Origin of the sequence: Loktanella sp. M215 (assembly GCF_021735925.1) — a bacterium.
Lineage (GTDB): Bacteria > Pseudomonadota > Alphaproteobacteria > Rhodobacterales > Rhodobacteraceae > Loktanella.
The window spans coordinates 1740805-1762120 of record NZ_WMEA01000001.1 but is presented as its reverse complement, the minus strand read 5'-3'; the positions used below and the strand labels follow the sequence as shown (position 1 = coordinate 1762120).

The window sequence follows — 21316 nt, the reverse complement described above, 5'->3', positions numbered from 1 at the left end:
GCCATGCGCCGCACCATCACGACCTATCTGATCCTGTGGAGTCTGTGCCTGTTGATCGCGAACCGTGGTCAGGCCGAGGGGCGCACATGCCTGCCGGCGCAGGACCTGTCCACAGCGCTGGAACGCAGCTACAGCGAAGCCCCCTCGCCACCGCTCTGATGCCCGATGGGTCGCTGATGACACTTTATACATCGCAGCGTGGGACCTGGACGATGACCCTGCAGGCCGCAGGTCAAAATGCCTGCATCGTTGCCGCGGGACAGGACTTCAACTTGCTGCACCGCAGCGGGTTGATCCCGGACCGCGCGACCTGAGGCCGCGTGCAGGTTCCCGCCGATCGCGTAAATATATAGCGGTTTGGAAAGGAAACCATTCGGTCTGCACGCTGTTGTCTTCACATGGAAGGGCCTGGACTACCGGACCCAATATCCGAATGAGGATGAAGACAATGAAAAAGATTCTTGCAACGACCGCAATCGCCCTCGTCATGGCCAACGGCGCCTTCGCCGAAAGCCATATGAATGCCGACGGTACGCCGAAGGACGCCGCAACGTCGACCGACACGATGGCGCCCGCCGCTGACAGCACAACATCGACCGACACGATGGCACCGGCTGCCGACAGCACCATGACCACCGACACGACCACCGCACCGGCCGATACGTCCACCGGTATGGCAATGGACAGCACCGCCACCGCGCCGACCATGACCATGGACGGCTATGACACGGTGATGAACGCCGACGTGACGACCGACGCGCTGACCGGCACCGAAGTCTACGGTCCGGACGACAAGGAAGTCGGCGAGATCGGTGACCTCGTGATGGGCGCCGACGGGACCGTGACCGACGTGATCGTCGACGTAGGCGGCTTTCTGGGTCTGGGCGAAAAGCCCGTCTCGATCGCTTTCGACAGCGTCCAGATCATGAAGCAGACGGATGGCGACGACATGCGCGCCTATGTCTCGATGACCGAAGATCAGCTGAAAGAGCTGCCGAAGTATGAGGCACCGGCCGATGCAGCAGCAACGGATACGATGCCCGCTGCGACGGACGGCACAGCACCCGCTGCTGATGGCACAGCACCCGCCGCTGATGGCACAGCACCCGCTGCCAACAACTGATCGGCTTCTGTCGTGAAAGTCGGGCCGCTCCTTCGGGAGCGGCCTTTTTCATGAAAGCGCCTGCCAGAGCAGCCGCCCACCGGTGGCCAGCAACAACACATAGGTCAGACCGAAGAAAACACGGTCGGACACCAGATGATGCGCCCGCACACCAAGCCAGGCGCCCAGAACGGCAAAGGGTGCCAGCATCAGATCGGCCAGCGCCGTCTGCGCCGAAAATATCCCCAGAAAGAGATAGGGCAGAAACTTCATCCAGTTGATCGCCCAGAACGACACGACCGTGGTGGCCTGATAGGTCGTCTTGGCGATCCCCTGCCCCAGCAGGAACACGGCGACCGGCGGGCCGCCCGCATGACTGACAAAGCTGGTGAACCCCGCGACTGTCCCCGTGATCCAGGCCCAGCCGCGCGAGAACGCAAAGCTGCCGACCCGGATCAGCCCGCGGGCGCGGCCCCATTGCCAGCCGACGAAGGCGATGCAGATCAGACCGATCAGGATGCGGACCACATCGGCATCCACCAGCGCATAGACCAGCGCGCCCAGTGCGGTCCCCGGGACGGCGCCGATGATGATGCCGCGAGCCGAGGGCACGTCCCACTTGCGCCAGTAGGGCCGCAGCGACACGGCGTCGATCACCATCAGAAGCGGCAGCATGATGCCCAGTGCAGCACCCGGCGGCACGACCAGCGCCAGAATCGCCGAGGCGGCAAAGGCGGCGCCGGATCCGAACCCCGCCTTTGAAATCCCCGCAAACATGACCGCCGGGATGGCGAGGGCGAAGAATGTCCAGTCGAAGTCGATCATGGCGGATGGCACTCCTTGCGCGTGTTCACACTGCGTAAATCCATGGCGTCGGAAACACCACGCCTGCGGTCGCTTGGCTGCACACTTGCGCCCCTAGTCCCAAAGGACTAACCAGCGGGCCAAGTTCAACCCGCACATTAGCAGGAGCCTTCCCATGGCCAGACCCAAGATTGCACTGATCGGCGCCGGACAGATCGGCGGCACGCTCGCCCACCTCGCAGCCGTCAAGGAACTGGGCGACGTCGTCCTGTTCGACATCTCCGAAGGCACGCCGCAGGGCAAGGCGCTGGATATCGCCGAATCGGGCCCCTCGGCCAAGTTCGACGGGTCGTTCAAGGGCACCAACGATTACGCCGACATCGCCGGTGCGGATGTCTGCATCGTCACCGCCGGTGTTCCGCGCAAGCCGGGCATGAGCCGGGACGACCTGCTTGGCATCAACCTGAAGGTCATGAAATCCGTGGGCGAGGGCATCGCCGCCCATGCGCCGAATGCCTTCGTCATCTGCATCACGAACCCGCTCGACGCGATGGTCTGGGCGCTGCGCGAATTTTCGGGCCTGCCGCACAAGATGGTCTGCGGCATGGCCGGTGTGCTGGACTCGGCTCGTTTCCGCCACTTCCTCGCCGATGAATTCAATGTCTCGATGCGCGACGTGACGGCCTTCGTGCTGGGCGGCCACGGCGACACGATGGTCCCGCTGGCCCGCTATTCCACCGTCGGCGGCATCCCCCTGCCCGATCTGGTCGAGATGGGCTGGACCACGCAGGACAAGCTGGACGCCATCGTGCAGCGCACCCGCGACGGCGGCGCCGAGATCGTCGGCCTGCTGAAGACCGGGTCCGCCTTTTATGCCCCCGCGACCAGCGCCATCGAAATGGCCGAGGCGTTCCTGAAGGACCAGAAGCGGCTGCTGCCCTGCGCGGCCCATGTCGATGGGGCCTACGGCCTTGACGGGTTCTATGTCGGTGTGCCGACGATCATCGGTGCCGGTGGCATCGAACGCGTGGTCGAGATCAAGATGGACAAGACCGAACAGGCGATGTTCGACAAGTCCGTCGATGCCGTGAAGGGCCTTGTCGCCGCTTGCAAGGATATCGACCCCACCCTCGCGTAACGCTTGCGACAGGCAGTTTTCAGGCACGCTGCGGGACACCGCAGCGTGCCTTTTTCATGCGGACCGTCGGGTGGGCGCCGCGGATGATGCAACCAGCAATCGGTCGCATGAATCCGGCGCGATCAGCGGTTGCGACGGACGGCACCCGTCCGCCGTTTGTGGCGCAGTAACGCTTGTCGCAGACCGTGATTCGCACCTGACGCTTCGCCGTCAGCAGGGCGATAGCAGGGTCGCGGGAATCGTCGAAGGACAGGTACAGCTTCCCGCGCCAGATGCTGCGCAACAGAGGCACGCGTCGCGGCAGCGGCTCACGCAGGGTTGTCACGGTATCCATGATCGGCGGTTGCACGACTCCTGAACAGTGCAGACTGTCATTTGGGCAGCCTCTCTGGCCGCAAATGCCTAACAAAACGCAAAGGGGCGTGGACCTGCTTTTATTTGTGATCACACGTTTCAGGCCTGTGATCACAAATGTCGGATTTATCCGTTGGAACAGTCGCAAGCAGTTTTTTGTTAAATGCCGATATGATTGATAGGGTCAAACCCAGTCAGACAAGGGACCAGACATGAACATTCACGAATACCAGGCCAAGGCGCTTTTGCGGACCTACGGCGCCCCCGTCAGCGACGGCCGTGCCGTCCTGAAGGCCGAGGACGCCAAGACCGCCGCGGGAGAGATGGATGGCCCGCTGTGGGTGGTCAAGGCGCAGATCCACGCCGGCGGCCGCGGCAAGGGCCACTTCAAGGAAGCCGATGCCGGTGAAAAGGGCGGTGTGCGCCTGACCAAATCGGTCGAGGAAGCCGCGCAGGAAGCCAAGAAGATGCTGGGCCGCACGCTGGTCACGCACCAGACCGGTCCCGCGGGGAAGGTCGTCAACCGCATCTACATCGAGGACGGATCGGGGATCGAGACCGAGATGTATCTGGCCCTGCTGGTCGATCGCCAGACCAGCCGGATCAGCTTCGTCTGCTCGACCGAGGGCGGCATGGACATCGAAGAGGTCGCGGCCAACACGCCCGACAAGATCCTGTCGTTCAGCGTCGATCCCGCCACCGGCTACCAGGCCTTCCACGGCCGCCGCGTCGCCTTTTCGCTGGGTCTGACCGGTGGTCAGGTCAAGCAGTGCGTCACGCTGATGGGTCAGCTCTACAAAGCCTTCACCGAGAAGGACATGGAGATGCTGGAGATCAACCCGCTGATCGTGACCGACAAGGGCGACCTGAAGGTGCTGGACGCCAAGATTTCCTTCGACGGCAACGCCATGTATCGCCATTCCGACATCGCGTCGCTCCGTGACGAGACGGAAGAGGACAGCAAGGAACTCGCCGCCTCCAAGTACGACCTGAACTACATCGCGCTGGACGGCGAAATCGGCTGCATGGTCAACGGTGCCGGCCTCGCCATGGCGACGATGGACATCATCAAGCTTTACGGCGCAGAGCCCGCCAACTTCCTCGACGTGGGCGGCGGCGCGACCAAGGAGAAGGTGACCGAGGCGTTCAAGATCATCACCTCTGACCCCAACGTCAAAGGCATCCTCGTGAACATCTTCGGCGGCATCATGCGCTGCGACGTCATCGCCGAAGGCGTGATTGCTGCGGTGAAGGAAGTCGGCCTGAAGGTGCCGCTGGTCGTCCGCCTCGAAGGCACCAACGTCGAGAAGGGCAAGGACATCATCCGCAACTCCGGCCTCGACGTGATCGCCGCCGACGACCTGAAGGACGGCGCGCAGAAGATCGTGAAGGCGGTGAAGGGCTGACCGGACGGCAGCGCAGCGTCGCCTGACCCTGCGCTGCCGTCCCGACCGGCGTGTGGTGGACTGATCCACCAAGGACATTCAATATACGGAGGCCCACATGGCCATTCTCGTCAACGAAAACACACGTGTCATCTGTCAGGGCTTCACCGGCTCTCAGGGCACGTTCCACTCTGAACAGGCGATCGCCTACGGCACCAAGATGGTCGGCGGCGTGACCCCCGGCAAGGGCGGCCAAACGCACCTTGATCTGCCGGTCTTCGATTCGGTCCACGAGGCGCGCGCCCGCACCGAGGCGAATGCATCGGTGATCTATGTCCCGCCCCCCTTTGCCGCCGATTCGATCCTCGAGGCGATCGACGCCGAGATGGAGCTGATCATCTGCATCACCGAAGGCATCCCGGTGCTGGACATGATGAAGGTCAAGCGCGCGCTGGAAGGATCGAAGTCCCGCCTGATCGGGCCGAACTGCCCCGGCGTCATCACACCCGACGCCTGCAAGATCGGCATCATGCCCGGCCATATCCACAAGCGCGGATCGGTCGGTGTCGTGTCGCGGTCCGGCACCCTGACCTATGAGGCCGTCAAGCAGACGACCGATTCCGGACTGGGCCAGTCCACCGCTGTCGGCATCGGCGGCGACCCGATCAAGGGCAGCGAACATATCGACATCCTGGAAATGTTCCTCGCCGACCCCGAGACCCATTCGATCATCATGATCGGTGAAATCGGCGGCTCCGCCGAGGAAGAGGCCGCGCAGTTTCTGGCCGACGAACGCAAGGCCGGTCGCTGGAAGCCGACCGCAGGCTTCATCGCGGGCCGCACCGCGCCTCCGGGACGTCGCATGGGCCATGCGGGTGCCATCGTCGCCGGCGGCAAGGGCGATGCGGAAAGCAAGATCGAGGCGATGAAGGCCGCAGGCATCATCGTCGCCGACAGCCCCGCCACGCTGGGCGAGGCCGTTCTGAAGGCGATCGGCTGAACGCCATGCGCCTGATGTCCTTCATCATGGCGACGGCGGCCTGTGTCGCTGGGTCGATGGCCGCAGCCGGGACAACGCTCTCGGCTGTGGACGGGATCTGCACGGATCCCGTAGCCAGCTATGACCAGCGCACGGCGGCACTGGCGGACGCAGGTTTCGTCCAGCCGGTGTCCGACGCGCTGCTGACGGACGCCCTGACGTCGGACGCCACGCTGCTGGGATCGCTGATCGGCATGATGCAGCCCGGGCCGGAACTGGACGCGATGATCGCGCAGGCGGGCGGCGCGGTCGCCAGCCTGAAGGCGAACCCGGACGTGTCGGTCTGGCGCCTGCCGGACGACAGCGCGATCCTTTATACCCTGCTGGAACGGTCGCCGACGACGGCGGCCCTTCGCCTGACGTGCAAATATGTGGGAACGACGGCCGCCGGCAGCCGTTCGGACATGATGGCAACGTCACGCTACGCGGACATCATGCACAACGAAGCCGTGACGCCTGCCGTCTACACCGCCGACCCTGCGGCCCTGCAGGCGGCACAACCCAAGACCGGATGGACCGACATGGCGATCATGTTGATCGACGACAGCGCACGCAGCGATGCGGCACAGCGGCAACTGCCCGTCCGGTTTCCCGTGACCTATACCAGCCAAAGCATCCTTCTTCCCTGACCGGCCATTCCCCCGAGAGGTCCTTTCATGACTGACCAACCCTCCAACGACGTGTTTCACGCCTCCAGCTTTCTGCAGGGGCATAACGCCGATTACGTCGAACAGCTTTATGCGCGCTACGCGGACAATCCGCAGGCCGTGGATGAAAGCTGGCGGGACTTCTTCAAATCACTGGGCGATTCGCCCGCCGATGCGCGGGCAGAGGCGGCGGGCCCGTCGTGGTCGCGCATGGACTGGCCGCCGGTGCCGAACGATGACCTGACGCAGGCGCTGGACGGCCAGTGGGCGCAGGAACCGGCGGCAGCGGCGAAGAAGATCGCCGCCAAGGCCGAGGAAAAGGGTGCCAGCCTGTCCGAGGCGCAGGTCCGTGCCGCCGTGCTGGACAGCATCCGCGCGCTGATGATCATCCGCGCCTACCGCATCCGGGGCCACCTGATCGCCGATCTGGACCCGCTGGGCATGCGCGAGGTCAACAGCCATCCAGAGCTGGACCCGGCCAACTACGGATTCTCCAAGGCGGACATGGATCGCCCGATCTTCATCGATAACGTGCTTGGCTTGGAAATCGCGACGATGTCCGAGATCATGGCCATCGTGAAGCGCACCTATTGCGGCACTTTCGCGCTGCAGTACATGCATATCTCGAACCCCGACGAAGCCGCCTGGCTGAAAGAGCGGATCGAGGGTTACGGGAAGGAAATCACCTTTACCCAGAATGGCCGCAAAGCGATCCTGAACAAGCTGGTCGAGGCCGAAGGCTTCGAGAAGTTCCTGCATGTGAAATACATGGGGACCAAGCGGTTCGGCCTCGACGGCGGTGAGTCGCTGATTCCCGCGATGGAACAGGTGATCAAGCGCGGCGGGCAGCTGGGCATGGAAGAGATCGTCATCGGCATGCCGCACCGGGGCCGTCTGTCGGTGCTGGCGAACGTCATGCAGAAACCCTACCGCGCGATCTTCAACGAATTTCAGGGCGGCAGCTTCAAGCCAGAGGACGTCGAAGGCTCGGGTGACGTGAAATATCACCTCGGCGCGTCCTCTGACCGGGATTTCGACGGTAACACCGTCCACCTGTCGCTGACGGCGAACCCCTCTCACCTCGAAGCGGTGAACCCCGTCGTGCTGGGCAAGGTCCGCGCCAAGCAGGACCAGAAGCACGACAAGGACCGCACGAAGGTCATGGCGATCCTGCTGCACGGCGACGCGGCCTTTGCGGGGCAAGGCGTCGTGGCCGAAGGGTTCCAGCTGTCGGGCATCCGCGGCCACCGCACCGGCGGGACCATGCATATCGTCGTGAACAACCAGATCGGTTTCACGACGGCGCCGCACTTCTCGCGCTCTTCGCCCTACCCTACCGACATCGCCCTGATGGTCGAGGCGCCGATCTTTCACGTCAACGGCGACGACCCCGAGGCCGTGGTCCACGCCGCCCGTGTGGCGACCGAGTTCCGCCAGAAGTTCCACAAGGACGTGGTGCTGGACATCATCTGCTATCGCCGCTTCGGTCACAACGAAGGTGACGAGCCGATGTTCACCAACCCGGTCATGTACACCAAGATCAAGAAGCAGAAGACGACGCTGACGCTTTACACGGACCGTCTGGTCAAGGACGGCCTGATCCCCGAGGGCGAGATCGAGGATATGAAGGCCGCGTTCCAGTCCAAGCTGAACGAGGAGTTCGAGGCCGGCAAGACCTACAAGCCGAACAAGGCCGACTGGCTGGACGGGCGCTGGTCGCACCTTGACCGCGACAAGGACAACTATCAGCGCGGCGAAACGGCCATCAGCCCCGAGGCGATGGCCGACATCGGCCACGCGCTGACCGTCCCGCCAGAGCATTTCACAACCCACCGGACGATCGACCGCCTGCTGGAAGCGAAAAAGCAGATGTTCGACAGCGGCACCGGGTTCGACTGGGCGACCGGAGAGGCGCTGGCGTTTGGCTCGCTGGCGCTCGAAGGATACCCGGTCCGTCTGGCGGGTCAGGACAGCACGCGCGGCACCTTCAGCCAGCGCCATTCGGCGCTGATCGACCAGAACAACGAACAGCGTTACTTCCCGCTGAACCACATCCGCGACGGTCAGGCCCAGTACGAAGTCATCGACTCCATGCTGTCTGAATACGCGGTGCTGGGGTTCGAGTATGGCTACTCTCTGGCCGAGCCCAACGCCCTGACCCTGTGGGAAGCGCAGTTCGGCGACTTTGCCAACGGTGCGCAGATCATGTTCGACCAGTTCATTTCGTCGGGCGAATCCAAGTGGTTGCGGATGTCGGGCCTCGTCTGCCTGCTGCCGCACGGCTACGAAGGACAGGGGCCGGAACACTCCAGCGCCCGTCTGGAACGGTTCCTGACGATGTGCGGCAACGACAACTGGATCGTCGCCAACTGCACGACGCCTGCGAACTACTTCCACATCCTGCGTCGCCAGCTGCACCGCAGCTATCGCAAGCCGCTGATCTTGATGACGCCGAAGTCGCTGCTGCGCCACAAGATGGCCGTGTCGGATACCGCCGATTTCACGACCGGATCGTCGTTCCACCGCGTCCTTTGGGACGATGCGGAAAAGGGTCATTCGGACACGCAGCTGGTTGCCGATGACAAGATCAAGCGCGTGGTCATGTGTTCCGGCAAGGTCTACTACGACCTGCTGGAAGAACGCGACGCGCGCGGCATCACCGACACCTACATCCTGCGGTTCGAGCAGTTCTATCCCTTCCCGGCCCAGTCGGCGGTGAACGAGCTGCAACGCTTCACGAACGCCGAAATGGTCTGGTGCCAGGAAGAGCCCAAGAACCAGGGGGCGTGGACCTTCATGGAACCGAACCTTGAATGGTGCCTGACCCGGATCAAGGCGAAACACACACGGCCCATCTACGCCGGTCGCGCGGGTGCCGCGTCGCCCGCGACAGGCTTGGCCAGCCAGCACAAAGCCCAGCAGGCCGCCTTGGTGGCCGAGGCCCTGAACATCGAAGGAAAAGACCAATGAGCACCGAAGTCCGCGTCCCCACTCTGGGTGAATCCGTCACCGAGGCCACTGTCGCCACATGGTTCAAGAAGCCTGGCGACAGCGTCGCCGTGGACGAGATGCTGTGCGAACTGGAAACCGACAAGGTAACGGTCGAAGTCCCCTCGCCCGTCGCCGGCACCCTGTCGGAAATCGTCGCGGCCGAAGGCGATACCGTCGGCGTGGACGCCCTGCTGGCGCAGATCAGCGAAGGCGAGGCCGACAGCGCCAAGGCAGAGGCGCCCAAGGCCGACGCCAAACCGGAAAAATCCAGCGCCGATCAGGCGGCCAAGGCCGAGGACGTGCCCACAGCCGCGGGCGCAGGCAGCCCCGCCACAGGCGGCACCGACACCGTGAACGCCGGCCCGGAAGAAACCAAGCCGCGCGATCCCGAAGACGCCCCCTCTGCCACCAAGATGATGGCTGAAAAGGGCATCGACCGCGACGCCGTCACAGCGACCGGCAAGGACGGCCGCGTGATGAAGGAAGACGTGCTGAAGGCGCTGTCGCAGCCCAAGCCCGCCGAGGCCCCCAAGTCCGCGCCGCGCCCCGCGACCGCCGCCGATCAGGCCGACCGCGAAGAGCGCGTCAAGATGACCCGCCTGCGCCAGACCATCGCCAAGCGCCTGAAAGACAGCCAGAACACCGCAGCCATGCTGACGACCTACAACGAGGTCGACATGACGGAGATCATGGCCTTGCGGGACGAGTACAAGGACCTGTTCCTCAAGAAGCACGGCGTCAAACTGGGCTTCATGTCGTTCTTTACCAAGGCCTGCATCCACGCCCTGCACGAAGTGCCGGAAGTGAACGCCGAAATCGACGGCACCGACGTGGTCTACAAGAACTACGTCAACATGGGCATCGCCGCCGGCACGCCGACGGGCCTCGTGGTCCCCGTGCTGAAGGACGCCGATCAGATGTCCTTTGCCGGCATCGAAAAGGCGATCGGAGAGATGGGCGCCAAGGCCCGCGACGGCAAGCTGAGCATGGCCGACATGCAGGGCGGCACCTTCACGATCTCGAACGGTGGTGTCTACGGCTCGCTGATGTCCTCGCCGATCCTGAACCCCCCGCAGTCCGGCATCCTGGGCATGCACAAGATCCAGGACCGTCCGATGGCGATCAACGGTCAGGTCGTCATCCGTCCGATGATGTATCTGGCCCTGTCCTACGACCACCGCATCGTCGACGGCAAAGGTGCTGTCACCTTCCTCGTGCGCGTCAAGGAAGCGCTGGAGGATCCGCGCCGCCTGTTGATGGATCTCTGACGGAACAAGACGCCGTGGCGGGTCATTGGCCCGCCACAGTCCTTTTGAAAGATCACGCGCATGCAACTGCTGACCCAGATGAAAACCGGCGATTTTGCCGCCTTCAAATCCGCTTTCGATGCGGAGGCGGAAAAGCGCATGAACGCCGGTTTGACACTGATGCAGATGTGGCACGATGCGGATGATGCCGGATCGGTGCTGTGCCTGTTCGATGTGAACGACAAGGCACGGGCCAAGGCCTGGCTTGACGCGGAACGCCAGACCGGATCGCAGGTCACCGGACGGTTCCTCAAGACCGCGTGATGCTTTAACGTGGCTTCACAGCCATCCTTCCGCCAGAAAGGCCGCCCTTGTTGTCCAACATCTTCTCGATCCTCGCGCTTTACGCCCTTTGGGTCATCGTGCTGTTGAATGCACAGGCCATGGTGGGCATCGCACAGCACGGCATCTCCGCCATGCTGGGGCCGCGCGATGATGTCGGCCCACCGACCGGGCGCGCTGCACGTCTGGCCCGGGCCAAGGACAATTCGGTTGTGTCGCTCGCCCTTTTCGCGCCTGCGGTCCTGTTGCAGGCGACGAAACCGATGGTGCTCGACAGTGCGATCCTCGCGGCACAGGTCTTTCTGGTGGCGCGTATCCTTTATCCCATCATCTACGTCGCGGGGATCCCCGGCCTGCGCACTCTCGTCTGGGTGGCGGGCCTGCTGGCGACGATCTGGCTTTATGTGGTGGCGCTATGACGACTGAACTGACGGTCCTGACCCTCGCCGGTCTGCTGCAAGGGGTGCAATTCGTCCTGATGGCGGTGCGCACAAACCTCGAACTGCCGGCGGGCAAGACGATGGGCCCGCGCGACCCCGACCGTCTTGGCAAGCCGATCACCGAACAGGTCAGTCCCCGCACCGGCCGCCTGATCCGTGCGCTGAACAACCATTTCGAAGGGTTGATCCTGTTCACCCTTGCCGTGGTCGTCCTGACGCTGGGCGACAAGGCAACGGGCCTGACCGCAGTGTGCGCCTGGGCCTATCTGGCGGCCCGCGTCCTCTACATCCCCGCCTATTACTTCGGGCTGACGCCCTGGCGCTCGATCATCTGGATGGTCGGGTTCACGGCGACCATGCTCATGCTTCTCTCTGCCCTCATCTGAACGGAGGCCCAATATGGCCAGCTACGACGTCATCATCATCGGTTCCGGCCCCGGCGGCTATGTCAGTGCGATCCGCTGCGCCCAGTTGGGCCTGAAAACCGCCTGCGTCGAAGGGCGCGAGACGCTGGGCGGCACCTGCCTGAACGTGGGCTGCATCCCCTCCAAGGCACTGCTGCACGCGACGGAAATGCTCCACGAGGCCGAACACAACTTTGCCGAGATGGGTCTGAAGGGCAAAAGCCCGTCCGTCGACTGGCCGCAGATGCTGGCCTACAAGGACAAGACCGTGGGCCAGAACACCGGCGGGATCGAATTCCTGTTCAAGAAGAACAAGGTCGATTGGCTGAAGGGGTGGGGCACCATCCCCGAGGCCGGGAAGGTCAAGGTCGGTGACGAGGTCCACGAGGCCAAGCACATCATCGTGGCCACCGGGTCAGAGCCGTCGCCGCTGAAGGGCGTGACTGTCGATGAAGAAACCGTCGTCACCTCCACCGGTGCGCTGAAGCTGAACAAGGTGCCCAAGACGATGGTCGTCATCGGCGCGGGTGTCATCGGCCTCGAACTCGGGTCGGTCTATGCGCGCCTCGGGACGGAGGTGACAGTCGTCGAATACCTCGATGCCATCACGCCGGGTCAGGATGCGGAAATCGCCCGCCAGTTCCAGAAGATGCTGACCAAGCAGGGGCTGAAATTCGTGCTCAGCGCCGCTGTGCAAGGTGTCAGCACCAAGAACGGCAAGGCCACGGTCAGCTACAAGATGCGCAAGGACGATACGGAGGCCGAGATCACGGCCGACACGGTCCTGCTGGCCACGGGCCGCCGCCCCTATACCGATGGTCTGGGCCTCGACGGTCTTGGTGTCGCCCTGTCCGACCGCGGCCAGATCGAGGTCGATAATCGCTACCAGACCAACGTCCCCGGCATCTACGCCATCGGCGACGCGATCAAGGGTCCGATGCTGGCCCACAAGGCCGAGGACGAGGGCATGGCCGTCGCCGAAATCCTGGCCGGTCAGAAACCGCACGTGAACTACGGCGTCATTCCGGGCGTGATCTATACCCACCCCGAAGTCGCCAGCGTCGGCGAGACCGAGGAGACTCTGAAAGCCGCGGGCCGCGCCTATAAGGTCGGCAAGTTCTCTTTCATGGGCAACGCGCGGGCCAAGGCGAACTTCATGGGCGACGGTTTCGTCAAGATCCTGGCCGACAAGGAAACCGACCGCATCCTTGGCGCCCATATCATCGGCCCGATGGCCGGCGACCTGATCCACGAGATCTGCGTCGCGATGGAATTCGGCGCCGCCGCCGAAGACCTCGCCCGCACCTGCCACGCCCACCCGACCTACTCGGAAGCGGTGCGCGAAGCGGCCCTCGCCTGCGGCGACGGCGCAATCCACGCCTGACCAAAAGATCAGCCCCCGGGATCATCTCCGGGGGCCTCTCTCTGTTTACGGCCATCGGCATCCCTGCCTGTCCCGCCACTCCATAAAGGCGCAGCAGCGTTAACGACCAGTAAACGCCAGCCCCTCTCTGTTTTGAAAATATCCTCGGGGGGAGGCGCGGCACGCGACGGGGGGCAGACAGCCCCCCTCTGCCGCTGGCCAAATGCTCAGGCCTTCAGCAGCCGCAGCCCCTTGGTCACGTCACCGCGCACCGCAAGCCGCAGCCCCGGCTCGTCCCCTGCCTTCAGCGCCGCCAGAATCAACCGATGGTGCATCGGCGGATCGGTGCGGTTCAGACGGCCATAGAGCGCCCGCATCGTTGGCCCCAGTTGCAGCCAGACCGTCTCTGTCATCGCAAGGATCGCGGGCGACTGCGCGCGCAGGTAAAGCGTGCGGTGAAATTCAAGGTTCATCCGGATATAGCCACTCGCGTCATGGCGCGCGACCATCTGGCTGACGCCGAGGTTGATCGTCTCCAGCCGCTCGATCAGGGCAAAATGCGCGCGGGGCAGCGCCCGGGATGCCAGTTCCGGTTCCAGCAGCGCGCGCAGGGTCGCCAGCTCCTCGATCCGTTCGTTCGACAACAGCGGCGTGCTGATCCGGCCCGTGGCCGACAGCGACAGCGCCCCTTCCGAGGCCAGCCGCCGCACCGCCTCGCGCGCGGGGGTCATCGAGACTTCGAAATCGCGGGCGATCCCGCGCAGCGTCAGCGTCGTTCCCGGTTCGACCTGCCCGTGCAGGATACGGGTCCGCAAGGCGCGAAAGACGCGGTCATGGGCGGCGCCCGGTGTTGCCGGCACACGCGGCGGGATCATGCGGCGCCCCCGTCAGCCATCGAACCGCAGCCGGTGCAGTTGATCGCCATGTTCGCGCAGCCACAGCCGGTGACGCGCGTAATCCGGCACAAGGGCCGCGACCACGTCCCAGAAGGCCTGCGAGTGGTTCATCTCGACCAGATGTGCCACCTCGTGGGCGGCGACGTAGTCCAGCACCTCCGGCGGCGCCATGATCAGCCGCCACGAAAACATCAGTGCACCGTCGGATGTGCAGGACCCCCAGCGCGACCGCGTATCCCGCAGGGTCAGCCGCTTATAGGGACGTCGCACCCGTGCGGCATAATGGTCGCAGGCTGTGGTCAACACGTCGCGCGCCTGCGCCCGCATGAAGGCCTTCAGCGCCGCGGCCCCCGCCCCCTTGGCCAGATAGACCGCATCCGCGTCCACCCGCACGCCGCGGCCCGCATGATGCCGGATCGGCAGCAGCCTGCCGCGATACAGGACCTCTTCCCCGGCCGCGACGGGGGCCTGCGGGGCCACATCCGCCAGATGCCCCCGCAACCAGGCCTCGCGCTCTTTCAGAAAGGCGATCGCTTCGCGTTCCGGCGCACGGGGCGGCATGGTCAGGGTCACCTTGCCGTCCAGCCGGGACACACGCAGGCTCAACCGTCGCGCCTGCGCAGAGCGGCGCAGGTCCACCGCAATCGGGGGGTTGCCAATGATCAGGTCGCGGCCCATATGCATCCTTTGTCCCGCCCGGCAGCAAAGGTCTTTGACACCGCTTCTGCCTTATGGCAGGGGACGTCAGGCCGCCGCAAGGGCCGCACCGATATTCATAAGGGGGTTACCCATGCCGAAAGAAGAATGGGGCACCAAGCGCCTGTGCCCGGAAACGGGCAAGCGCTTCTATGACCTGAACAAGACTCCCGTCGTCAGCCCCTACACGGGCAACGTCGTCAACATCGAGACATCGAAGACCCGCACCATGGTCGCCGATGCCGAAGACGCGCAGACCAAGAAGATGAAGGTCGCCGACGAAGAGGACGATCTGGTTCTGGACGACGATGATGACGAGGACGAGGACGTCGATCTGGGCGATGATGTCCTGGAAGACGACGATGATGACACCGTCAGCCTCGACGACATTGCCGACGTCAGCAAGGGCGACGACGACTGACGAAAAAGATGACGCCGGGACGCGATTTCATGCTTGATCTCGTCCCGGTCGCTGCATAGACAGCGCCAGACAGACGACGCGGTTCGCGTCACACGGTTCGGGGCCTTAGCTCAGCTGGGAGAGCGCTTGCATGGCATGCAAGAGGTCAGGGGTTCGATCCCCCTAGGCTCCACCAAACCGCCCTATTCAAACAATTAAGATTACTGGGAAATAGCCGCGACCCGCGGACTGTCCCACCATTTATCCCACCAGCGGGCTTTCACGAAAACATGAAGCTACTACCGGCAAAAGCGCAGGAATTGCGTGACCGTTGCGTCTCTTGATGCAGGGGACTTAAAGAGGAAGAGTGCGGCGGATCCTGCGACCATGCGACAGTTTTAAGAAGCAAAATAGGCAATCTGATGGATCATCAAGAACGGCTTTTGGTCCTTGAGGACGCGGTCGCAGAATTGCAGATCGAACGAAAAGCCTGGCTTTATGCTTTGGCCAGTTTTGCCAACTCACTGGAAAGTAACGCCTTAGACGCATTTGCAGTGCATCTACACGAACTGCTTGGCAAGGAAGCCGATAAAAACTTGAAGGACGGACACAGTGACAATCTCTTGCCGCTTGCCCGCCTTGCCGACCAGATCGAAGATATGTTGATCAAGCCCTAGCCAATGGGTCACGGCGCAGCACTTGGCCCTCTAGCCGCAGTAGGACTTGGCGTCCCGTGACGCTGATTGGCTGTGAGCCATTGGAAAGCTCCGCCACCCGCGGCCGTCGCTATCTTGGCGCTGCGAATGTGGAGCGCAGGGGCGTGGCCAGGCCGGGTGGCAGGGGGTGACACCCCCACCCCCTTCCCCTAGCCGATCATCAGGCCCCGGCCCCAAAAATCGCCGCGTCCGTGCGATCATCCAAGGGCCGGCGATTCGGTCATTGACCCAGGGCCCGCGCGCGGATCAATTCGCGCCGTGGTTTCCGTCGTAGGCCAGCCGGGCCGCCTCGACCGCGTGCATGTTGTCGTTCGCCCAGCGATAGATCGCCTGAAACGGCGGCAATAACGTCAGTCCCAGTGGAGTCAATTCATACAGCACCCCCGGCGGCGTGCTGGCCACGACGGTGCGCGCGATGATCCCGTTGCGCTCCAGCCGCTTGAGGGTCATCGACAGCGACTTCTGCGACACGCCCTCCAGCCTGCGCTTGAGGTCGTTGAAACGGGTGCCGCCTCCGTTCAGGACGGTCATGATCATCATCGACCACTTGTCGGCCACCTGATCGAACAACAGGCGCGACGGGCAATCGACCGAAAAATGCGATCCGGCGCAGGGGGTCTCGTGCAGCATGGTTTCCTCCGGGTGACCTGGTGTCATCAAAGTGCGCTCTGGACACCAAGTGCACAATGTATACCTAAGCGGTCGCAAAGACAAAACCAATCAGGATACGTCATGAAGACCGACACACTCTTTCGCCCCTTCTCGCTCAAGGGGCTGAACCTGCCCAACCGCATCGTCATGGCCCCCATGACGCGCAGCATGGCGCCAGAGGGCATCCCCGGGCAGCCGCAGGTCGCATACTACAAGCGCCGTGCCGCCGCCGATGTGGGTCTGATCCTGACCGAAGGCACCGTGATCGACCGCCCCGCCTCGCGCAACACGCCCGGCATCCCGTTCTTTCACGGTGACAAGGCAATGGCTGGCTGGAAGAATGTCGCCGACGCCGTCCACGCCGCAGGCGGAAAGATCGCACCGCAAATCTGGCACACCGGATCGACCCGCGGTGGCAAGTGGGAACCCGAGGCCGAGGTCGAAAGCCCATCCGGGCTGGTCGGCCCTGGCGAGCCGCGCGGCCATGCGATGACCCAAGAAGATATCGCCGACACCATCGCGGCCTTCGCATCCTCGGCGAAACTGGCCAAGGACGCGGGCTTTGACGCGGTCGAGGTCCACGGCGCCCACGGTTACCTGATCGACCAGTTCTTCTGGTCCGGCACGAACCTGCGCGACGACGCCTGGAACGGTCCGACGATCAAGGAACGGTCGCGCTTTGCAGCCGAGATCATCACCGCGATCCGTGCTGCCGTCGGTCCCGACTTTCCGCTGATCCTGCGCGTCAGCCAGTGGAAGCAGCAGGATTATACCGCGCGTCTGGCCGCCACCCCGGACGAGATGACCGATTGGCTGATGCCATTGGTCGAGGCCGGTGCCGACATGCTGCACTGTTCACAGCGCCGGTTCTGGGAACCCGAATTCCCCGAGCTGGACGGCGCAGAGGGTCTGAACTTTGCCGGCTGGGCCAAGAAACTGACCGGGGCTGCCACGATCAGCGTGGGCTCTGTCGGTCTGAACTCCGACTTCGGTGGCGCCTTTGCCGGGGAAGCATCGCAGACCACGCCGCTCGACCGTCTGGTCACCCGGATGGAAAAGGACGAGTTCGACCTGATCGCCGTCGGCCGCGCGATCCTGTCGGATGCCCATTGGGTGGAAAAAGTCCGCGACGATCGCATGGAAGAGCTGCAGGGCTTTGACGCAGAAGACCTCAAGACGCTCGCTTAAGCCACATCGCGGACCAGCCAAGGCTGGTCCGCAAGACAGCGACAAGGGACGGCCAGGCCGTCCACTCGCCGCAGCGCGGCTTTACGCTATGTCACTTGCCAGATCACCATGCTGAAGGATTGAGCAACGGCAGGCGATCCGCATCGCTGGCCGCAGCACTTCGGACGTTTTCGTTTGGGGTCACCTTCGCACCTGCAGCATCGTCGGCACATCAATTCCGTTTTCAGGAGTTTCAGATGATTGAACTTGTCTTTCTGGTCTGTCTGTCGACGGCGCCACAGGAATGTAAAACCGAACACCTTCTGTTTGCAGACATGCCCGTGATGGCCTGCATGAATGGTGCGCCCGGACAACTTGCAATGTGGTCCGAAGGTCATCCGAACTGGCGGATCAAGCGGTGGAGCTGCGGCAGATCGGATCCGAACAGCTCCAGAATCTGACGTCCACTTCGCGATCGCTGAAGCGCTTTCAAAGGCTCCGCCCGCATTTTCGGGCCGCCCCGGAGGGGCCGTCGCAAAGCGCAGCCAACATCACTGATCGGTCACGCGCAGACGAGAAAGCCGCGATCCGAATGAGACCGCCTGAGCCGCGAGGGAAGAGCAGGCAGGGACGCGCGCGGGAAACCGAACTGCTGCAGTATTCCGGCGACATTTGCCTGGCTGACCGAGATTGCACTTGTCATGATCCATGCGCGAACATACCATGAACATCATGGCACAAACCTTGCACCAGAAACTCGCGATCCTGTCGGACGCCGCCCGCTATGACGCATCCTGCGCGTCCAGCGGCACAACCCGGCGTGACAGCCGCGACGGCAAGGGGCTGGGCAGCACCGAAGGGTCCGGCATCTGCCATGCCTACGCCCCCGACGGGCGCTGCATCAGTCTGCTGAAGATCTTGATGACGAATTTCTGCATCTACGACTGCGCCTATTGCGTGAACCGGGTGTCGTCCAACGTGACGCGTGCCCGGTTCAGCGTGGACGAGGTCGTCAGCCTGACGCTGGAATTCTACCGCCGCAACTACATCGAAGGGCTGTTTCTGTCATCGGGCGTGATCCGCAACCCGGATGACACGATGTCCGACATGGTCCGCATCGCCAAGCGCCTGCGCACGGTCGAGAATTTTCGGGGCTACATCCACCTCAAGACGATCCCCGATGCCGCCCCCGAGATCATCGCAGAGGCGGGGCTTTACGCCGACCGCCTGTCGATCAACGTCGAACTGCCGACGGACCGCAGCGTGCAGGCCTTTGCCCCCGAAAAGAACCCGGTGACGATCCGGGCGGCGATGGGCAATGTCCGCACCGCGCGCGCCGCATCCAAGGACCGTAGTTACACGGGCAAGCGCCCCCCTGTCTTTGCCCCCGCCGGGCAGTCGACGCAGATGATCGTAGGCGCCGACGGCGCCACGGATGCGACGATCCTGACCCGATCGACCTCGCTTTACGGCGACTACAAGCTGCGGCGTGTCTATTATTCCGCCTTCTCGCCGATCCCCGACAGCACGGCCAAGCTGCCCCTGATCAAGCCGCCCCTGATGCGCGAACACCGGCTGTATCAGGCGGATTGGCTGATGCGGTTTTACGGGTTCGGCGTGGACGAGATCACATCGGTCGCCCAGGGCGGCAATCTGGATCTGGAGATTGACCCAAAGCTTGCCTGGGCGCTGCAGAACCGGCACCTGTTTCCGCTGGACGTGAACCGGGCCGGGCGTGATATGCTGCTGCGCGTGCCGGGGTTCGGCACCAAGACGGTGAACCGCATCCTGACGACACGCCGTCACCGGACGCTGCGCTATGACGACCTGCTGCGGCTTGGGGCAAGCCTGAAGAAGGCGCGCGCCTTCGTGACGGCACTGGACTGGACGCCGGGCGGGCTGACTGACAGCCTTGACCTGCGCGCGCGCTTTGCGCCGCCCCCGGAACAGCTGACGTTGTTCTGAATGATCAGCGTGCCCCTGCCCCGCATCGGCACATGGGCCGCGTGGCGCGATGCCGCGCGTGCCCTTCTCGCAGCGCGCGTGCCGCCAGAGGACATCGTCTGGGACTGGGACGGATCGGCGACAGAGTTGTTTGCAACCGACATGCCGCCACCCACGACCCGACAGGCGATCCGCGTGCCCGCCGATTTCGTCGAGATGGCGCAGTGGGTCGTCTGGCACAAGGACCCGCAGCGCTTTGCCCGTCTGTATGCGTTGCTTTGGCGGCTTAGGCTGGACAAGGGCATCATGGCCGACCGCGCCGACCCTGACCTTGCCCGCCTGCGCCAGATGGAAAAGGCAGTGCATCGGTGCAAGCACAAGATGCGTGCCTTCGTGCGCTTCCGCGATCTGCGCAGCGACGGTCCGCGCCGCAGCTTTGCCGCCTGGTTCGAACCGACGCATCACACGGTCGAACCCTGCGCGCCGTTCTTCGCCCGCCGCTTTGCCGATATGGACTGGATGATCGTCACACCGGACGTCACGGCAAAATTCACCGACGGCGCGCTGACGTTTCACGAGGGGCGCGAAAAGCCGGACCTGCCGGAAGACGCGGCAGAGGCGCTCTGGGGCACCTATTTCAAGAACATCTTCAACCCCGCACGACTGAAGATCTCTGCCATGACGTCAGAGATGCCCAAGAAATACTGGAAGAATCTGCCAGAGGCACAATATATTCCCGATCTGATCGCCACCGCCGAAGCCCGCGTGCGCGAGATGGCCGAAACCGCCCCCACGCTGGAACCCGCCCGCGTCGCCCGGATCCATGCGCAACTGCAAGAGGTGCCGCAGCCCGCCTCGTGGAACCTGCTGACCGCCGGTCTGGCGGGCTGCACCCGCTGCCCGTTGCATGGCCCGGCGACACAGGTGGTGCCGGGCGCCGGACCGCACGGCGCAGCCCTGATGATCGTCGGCGAACAGCCCGGCGATCAGGAGGATCTGGCAGGCACCCCCTTTGTCGGTCCCGCCGGGCAACTTTTCGACCAACTGGCCGCGCGCGCCGGCTTCGACCGCAGTGCCGCCTATGTCACCAATGCGGTCAAGCACTTCAAATTCAAGGAAGGCGCCAAGCGGCGCCTGCACGTGAACCCGAACGCGTCAGAGGTCAGCCACTGCAAGTTCTGGCTCGATACCGAACGCACCCTGCTGCGCCCCCGGTTGACGCTTGCGCTGGGGGCGACGGCGATGGGCGCATTGACCGGCGACGCGAAGGCCGTGATGAAGCGGCGTGGCACGATCGAGGACACCCCGCACGGCCCCGTCCTGATCACCCTGCACCCCAGCGCCCTGCTGCGGATGCCCCCCGCCGCAAGGCCAGAGGCCGAGGCCGCCATGATTGCGGACCTGCAACTGGCCGTGCAGACCCTCGCGGCTTTTGCGCCGCCCATGGACCAGCGCCGTGCGGGGATGTGACGGGCCGATCCTTGGCACGGGATGAAGCAAGAGGGGCTTCGTCCATGGCACAGGCGCAAACCTCGGGCGATCCGGCGCAAGGCCGCACCGACGGAGGCCAAGATCGCATGATTTGGCCAA

At 63.8% G+C, this 21316-nt stretch carries 24 protein-coding genes and 1 tRNA gene; 20 read left to right on the top strand and 5 right to left on the bottom strand.

The window, feature by feature from the left end:
- Positions 1-3: 3 nt before the first annotated feature.
- The 3 genes from GLR48_RS08610 to GLR48_RS08600 all read left to right on the top strand — a co-directional run bounded on the left by GLR48_RS08610 (position 4) and on the right by GLR48_RS08600 (position 1123).
- Positions 4-159 (top strand): hypothetical protein, encoded by a 156-nt coding sequence (locus GLR48_RS08610; RefSeq protein ID WP_237060841.1) that lies wholly within the window; start codon positions 4-6, stop codon positions 157-159.
- Between the two features lie 17 nt (positions 160-176).
- Positions 177-314 (top strand): hypothetical protein, encoded by a 138-nt coding sequence (locus tag GLR48_RS08605; protein WP_237060833.1) that lies wholly within the window; start codon positions 177-179, stop codon positions 312-314.
- A gap of 134 nt (positions 315-448) precedes the next feature.
- Positions 449-1123, top strand: coding sequence for a PRC-barrel domain-containing protein (locus GLR48_RS08600; RefSeq protein WP_237060831.1), 675 nt, complete (start codon positions 449-451; stop codon positions 1121-1123).
- Positions 1124-1171: 48 nt separating this feature from the next.
- Here the strand turns inward: GLR48_RS08600 and GLR48_RS08595 are convergent, their stop codons facing one another.
- The gene (locus GLR48_RS08595; RefSeq protein ID WP_237060830.1) at positions 1172-1927 is read right to left on the bottom strand and encodes a sulfite exporter TauE/SafE family protein; all 756 of its coding nucleotides are present in this window, start codon (positions 1925-1927) and stop codon (positions 1172-1174) included.
- A 154-nt stretch (positions 1928-2081) separates the two neighbouring features.
- On the opposite strand from GLR48_RS08595, the gene mdh reads away from it, so the two are divergent.
- Positions 2082-3044: a malate dehydrogenase gene (gene mdh, locus GLR48_RS08590; protein ID WP_237060828.1), complete on the top strand. Its 963-nt coding sequence runs from the start codon at positions 2082-2084 to the stop codon at positions 3042-3044.
- A 19-nt stretch (positions 3045-3063) separates the two neighbouring features.
- On the opposite strand, the gene GLR48_RS08585 is transcribed toward mdh, so the two are convergent.
- Entirely contained in the window at positions 3064-3378 is a 315-nt protein-coding gene (locus GLR48_RS08585) for a hypothetical protein (protein ID WP_237060826.1), read from the bottom strand.
- 232 nt (positions 3379-3610) lie between these two features.
- On the opposite strand from GLR48_RS08585, the gene sucC reads away from it, so the two are divergent.
- From sucC to lpdA, 9 genes are all read left to right on the top strand, one after another.
- Positions 3611-4804, top strand: a complete 1194-nt coding sequence (gene sucC, locus GLR48_RS08580) for an ADP-forming succinate--CoA ligase subunit beta (protein ID WP_237060824.1) — start codon at positions 3611-3613, stop codon at positions 4802-4804.
- A 97-nt stretch (positions 4805-4901) separates the two neighbouring features.
- Positions 4902-5783: a succinate--CoA ligase subunit alpha gene (gene sucD / locus GLR48_RS08575; protein WP_237060822.1), complete on the top strand. Its 882-nt coding sequence runs from the start codon at positions 4902-4904 to the stop codon at positions 5781-5783.
- 5 nt (positions 5784-5788) lie between these two features.
- Positions 5789-6451, top strand: coding sequence for a hypothetical protein (locus GLR48_RS08570; protein ID WP_237060820.1), 663 nt, complete (start codon positions 5789-5791; stop codon positions 6449-6451).
- Between the two features lie 27 nt (positions 6452-6478).
- Positions 6479-9439 carry a 2-oxoglutarate dehydrogenase E1 component gene (locus tag GLR48_RS08565; protein WP_237060818.1) on the top strand — a complete coding sequence of 987 codons (2961 nt, stop codon included), beginning with the start codon at positions 6479-6481 and terminating at the stop codon, positions 9437-9439.
- Positions 9436-10728 (top strand): 2-oxoglutarate dehydrogenase complex dihydrolipoyllysine-residue succinyltransferase, encoded by a 1293-nt coding sequence (odhB, locus tag GLR48_RS08560; protein WP_237060816.1) that lies wholly within the window; start codon positions 9436-9438, stop codon positions 10726-10728. The genes GLR48_RS08565 and odhB overlap by 4 nt, the downstream gene beginning before the upstream one ends.
- 60 nt (positions 10729-10788) lie before the next feature.
- Positions 10789-11031 carry a hypothetical protein gene (locus GLR48_RS08555; protein ID WP_237060815.1) on the top strand — a complete coding sequence of 81 codons (243 nt, stop codon included), beginning with the start codon at positions 10789-10791 and terminating at the stop codon, positions 11029-11031.
- A 50-nt stretch (positions 11032-11081) separates the two neighbouring features.
- A complete protein-coding gene (locus GLR48_RS08550; RefSeq protein ID WP_237060813.1) occupies positions 11082-11468 on the top strand; it encodes an MAPEG family protein in 387 nt (128 codons plus the stop codon).
- Positions 11465-11875, top strand: a complete 411-nt coding sequence (locus GLR48_RS08545; RefSeq protein ID WP_237060811.1) for an MAPEG family protein — start codon at positions 11465-11467, stop codon at positions 11873-11875. Before GLR48_RS08550 ends, GLR48_RS08545 begins: the two co-directional genes overlap by 4 nt.
- Positions 11876-11888: 13 nt before the next feature.
- Positions 11889-13277, top strand: a complete 1389-nt coding sequence (gene lpdA / locus GLR48_RS08540) for a dihydrolipoyl dehydrogenase (RefSeq protein WP_237060809.1) — start codon at positions 11889-11891, stop codon at positions 13275-13277.
- A 206-nt stretch (positions 13278-13483) separates the two neighbouring features.
- Here lpdA and GLR48_RS08535 read toward each other — a convergent pair whose 3' ends face one another.
- Positions 13484-14131 carry a GntR family transcriptional regulator gene (locus GLR48_RS08535; protein ID WP_237060807.1) on the bottom strand — a complete coding sequence of 216 codons (648 nt, stop codon included), beginning with the start codon at positions 14129-14131 and terminating at the stop codon, positions 13484-13486.
- A 12-nt stretch (positions 14132-14143) separates the two neighbouring features.
- Positions 14144-14830, bottom strand: a complete 687-nt coding sequence (locus GLR48_RS08530) for a M48 family metallopeptidase (RefSeq protein WP_237060805.1) — start codon at positions 14828-14830, stop codon at positions 14144-14146.
- A gap of 112 nt (positions 14831-14942) precedes the next feature.
- Here GLR48_RS08530 and GLR48_RS08525 point away from each other — a divergent pair, with 112 nt between their 5' ends.
- The 3 genes from GLR48_RS08525 to GLR48_RS08515 all read left to right on the top strand — a co-directional run bounded on the left by GLR48_RS08525 (position 14943) and on the right by GLR48_RS08515 (position 15925).
- Positions 14943-15269, top strand: coding sequence for a TIGR02300 family protein (locus GLR48_RS08525; protein WP_237060803.1), 327 nt, complete (start codon positions 14943-14945; stop codon positions 15267-15269).
- A 99-nt stretch (positions 15270-15368) separates the two neighbouring features.
- Positions 15369-15444 (top strand) — tRNA-Ala (locus GLR48_RS08520).
- A gap of 226 nt (positions 15445-15670) precedes the next feature.
- Complete coding sequence (locus GLR48_RS08515; protein WP_237060801.1) at positions 15671-15925, top strand: hypothetical protein; 255 nt, start codon at positions 15671-15673, stop codon at positions 15923-15925.
- A 285-nt stretch (positions 15926-16210) separates the two neighbouring features.
- Here the strand turns inward: GLR48_RS08515 and GLR48_RS08510 are convergent, their stop codons facing one another.
- On the bottom strand, positions 16211-16594 hold the full coding sequence (locus tag GLR48_RS08510) for a winged helix-turn-helix transcriptional regulator (RefSeq protein ID WP_237060799.1): 384 nt from the start codon (positions 16592-16594) through the stop codon (positions 16211-16213).
- A gap of 102 nt (positions 16595-16696) precedes the next feature.
- On the opposite strand from GLR48_RS08510, the gene GLR48_RS08505 reads away from it, so the two are divergent.
- The 4 genes from GLR48_RS08505 (at position 16697) to GLR48_RS08490 (ending at position 21196) form a co-directional block, all read left to right on the top strand.
- Complete coding sequence (locus GLR48_RS08505) at positions 16697-17803, top strand: NADH:flavin oxidoreductase (protein WP_237060797.1); 1107 nt, start codon at positions 16697-16699, stop codon at positions 17801-17803.
- Between the two features lie 236 nt (positions 17804-18039).
- Positions 18040-18243 carry a hypothetical protein gene (locus tag GLR48_RS08500; protein ID WP_237060795.1) on the top strand — a complete coding sequence of 68 codons (204 nt, stop codon included), beginning with the start codon at positions 18040-18042 and terminating at the stop codon, positions 18241-18243.
- Positions 18244-18490: 247 nt separating this feature from the next.
- On the top strand, positions 18491-19747 hold the full coding sequence (locus GLR48_RS08495; protein ID WP_237060793.1) for a putative DNA modification/repair radical SAM protein: 1257 nt from the start codon (positions 18491-18493) through the stop codon (positions 19745-19747).
- On the top strand, positions 19748-21196 hold the full coding sequence (locus tag GLR48_RS08490) for a UdgX family uracil-DNA binding protein (protein ID WP_237060785.1): 1449 nt from the start codon (positions 19748-19750) through the stop codon (positions 21194-21196). It abuts the gene before it with no gap.
- Positions 21197-21316: the final 120 nt, after the last annotated feature.

What these genes read in the sequence shown, in the direction of transcription:
- GLR48_RS08525 (WP_237060803.1), top strand. Translation starts at nt 14,943, where the DNA reads ATGCCGAAAGAAGAATGGGGCACCAAGCGCCTGTGCCCGGAAACGGGC.
- sucC (WP_237060824.1), top strand. Translation starts at nt 3,611, where the DNA reads ATGAACATTCACGAATACCAGGCCAAGGCGCTTTTGCGGACCTACGGC.
- GLR48_RS08500 (WP_237060795.1), top strand. Translation starts at nt 18,040, where the DNA reads ATGATTGAACTTGTCTTTCTGGTCTGTCTGTCGACGGCGCCACAGGAA.
- GLR48_RS08530 (WP_237060805.1), bottom strand. Translation starts at nt 14,830, where the DNA reads ATGGGCCGCGACCTGATCATTGGCAACCCCCCGATTGCGGTGGACCTG.
- lpdA (WP_237060809.1), top strand. Translation starts at nt 11,889, where the DNA reads ATGGCCAGCTACGACGTCATCATCATCGGTTCCGGCCCCGGCGGCTAT.
- sucD (WP_237060822.1), top strand. Translation starts at nt 4,902, where the DNA reads ATGGCCATTCTCGTCAACGAAAACACACGTGTCATCTGTCAGGGCTTC.
- mdh (WP_237060828.1), top strand. Translation starts at nt 2,082, where the DNA reads ATGGCCAGACCCAAGATTGCACTGATCGGCGCCGGACAGATCGGCGGC.
- GLR48_RS08555 (WP_237060815.1), top strand. Translation starts at nt 10,789, where the DNA reads ATGCAACTGCTGACCCAGATGAAAACCGGCGATTTTGCCGCCTTCAAA.
- GLR48_RS08585 (WP_237060826.1), bottom strand. Translation starts at nt 3,378, where the DNA reads ATGGATACCGTGACAACCCTGCGTGAGCCGCTGCCGCGACGCGTGCCT.
- GLR48_RS08545 (WP_237060811.1), top strand. Translation starts at nt 11,465, where the DNA reads ATGACGACTGAACTGACGGTCCTGACCCTCGCCGGTCTGCTGCAAGGG.
- GLR48_RS08600 (WP_237060831.1), top strand. Translation starts at nt 449, where the DNA reads ATGAAAAAGATTCTTGCAACGACCGCAATCGCCCTCGTCATGGCCAAC.
- GLR48_RS08570 (WP_237060820.1), top strand. Translation starts at nt 5,789, where the DNA reads ATGCGCCTGATGTCCTTCATCATGGCGACGGCGGCCTGTGTCGCTGGG.
- GLR48_RS08565 (WP_237060818.1), top strand. Translation starts at nt 6,479, where the DNA reads ATGACTGACCAACCCTCCAACGACGTGTTTCACGCCTCCAGCTTTCTG.
- GLR48_RS08495 (WP_237060793.1), top strand. Translation starts at nt 18,491, where the DNA reads ATGCGCGAACATACCATGAACATCATGGCACAAACCTTGCACCAGAAA.
- GLR48_RS08610 (WP_237060841.1), top strand. Translation starts at nt 4, where the DNA reads ATGCGCCGCACCATCACGACCTATCTGATCCTGTGGAGTCTGTGCCTG.
- GLR48_RS08515 (WP_237060801.1), top strand. Translation starts at nt 15,671, where the DNA reads ATGGATCATCAAGAACGGCTTTTGGTCCTTGAGGACGCGGTCGCAGAA.
- GLR48_RS08505 (WP_237060797.1), top strand. Translation starts at nt 16,697, where the DNA reads ATGAAGACCGACACACTCTTTCGCCCCTTCTCGCTCAAGGGGCTGAAC.
- GLR48_RS08595 (WP_237060830.1), bottom strand. Translation starts at nt 1,927, where the DNA reads ATGATCGACTTCGACTGGACATTCTTCGCCCTCGCCATCCCGGCGGTC.
- GLR48_RS08535 (WP_237060807.1), bottom strand. Translation starts at nt 14,131, where the DNA reads ATGATCCCGCCGCGTGTGCCGGCAACACCGGGCGCCGCCCATGACCGC.
- GLR48_RS08605 (WP_237060833.1), top strand. Translation starts at nt 177, where the DNA reads ATGACACTTTATACATCGCAGCGTGGGACCTGGACGATGACCCTGCAG.
- GLR48_RS08490 (WP_237060785.1), top strand. Translation starts at nt 19,748, where the DNA reads ATGATCAGCGTGCCCCTGCCCCGCATCGGCACATGGGCCGCGTGGCGC.
- GLR48_RS08510 (WP_237060799.1), bottom strand. Translation starts at nt 16,594, where the DNA reads ATGCTGCACGAGACCCCCTGCGCCGGATCGCATTTTTCGGTCGATTGC.
- odhB (WP_237060816.1), top strand. Translation starts at nt 9,436, where the DNA reads ATGAGCACCGAAGTCCGCGTCCCCACTCTGGGTGAATCCGTCACCGAG.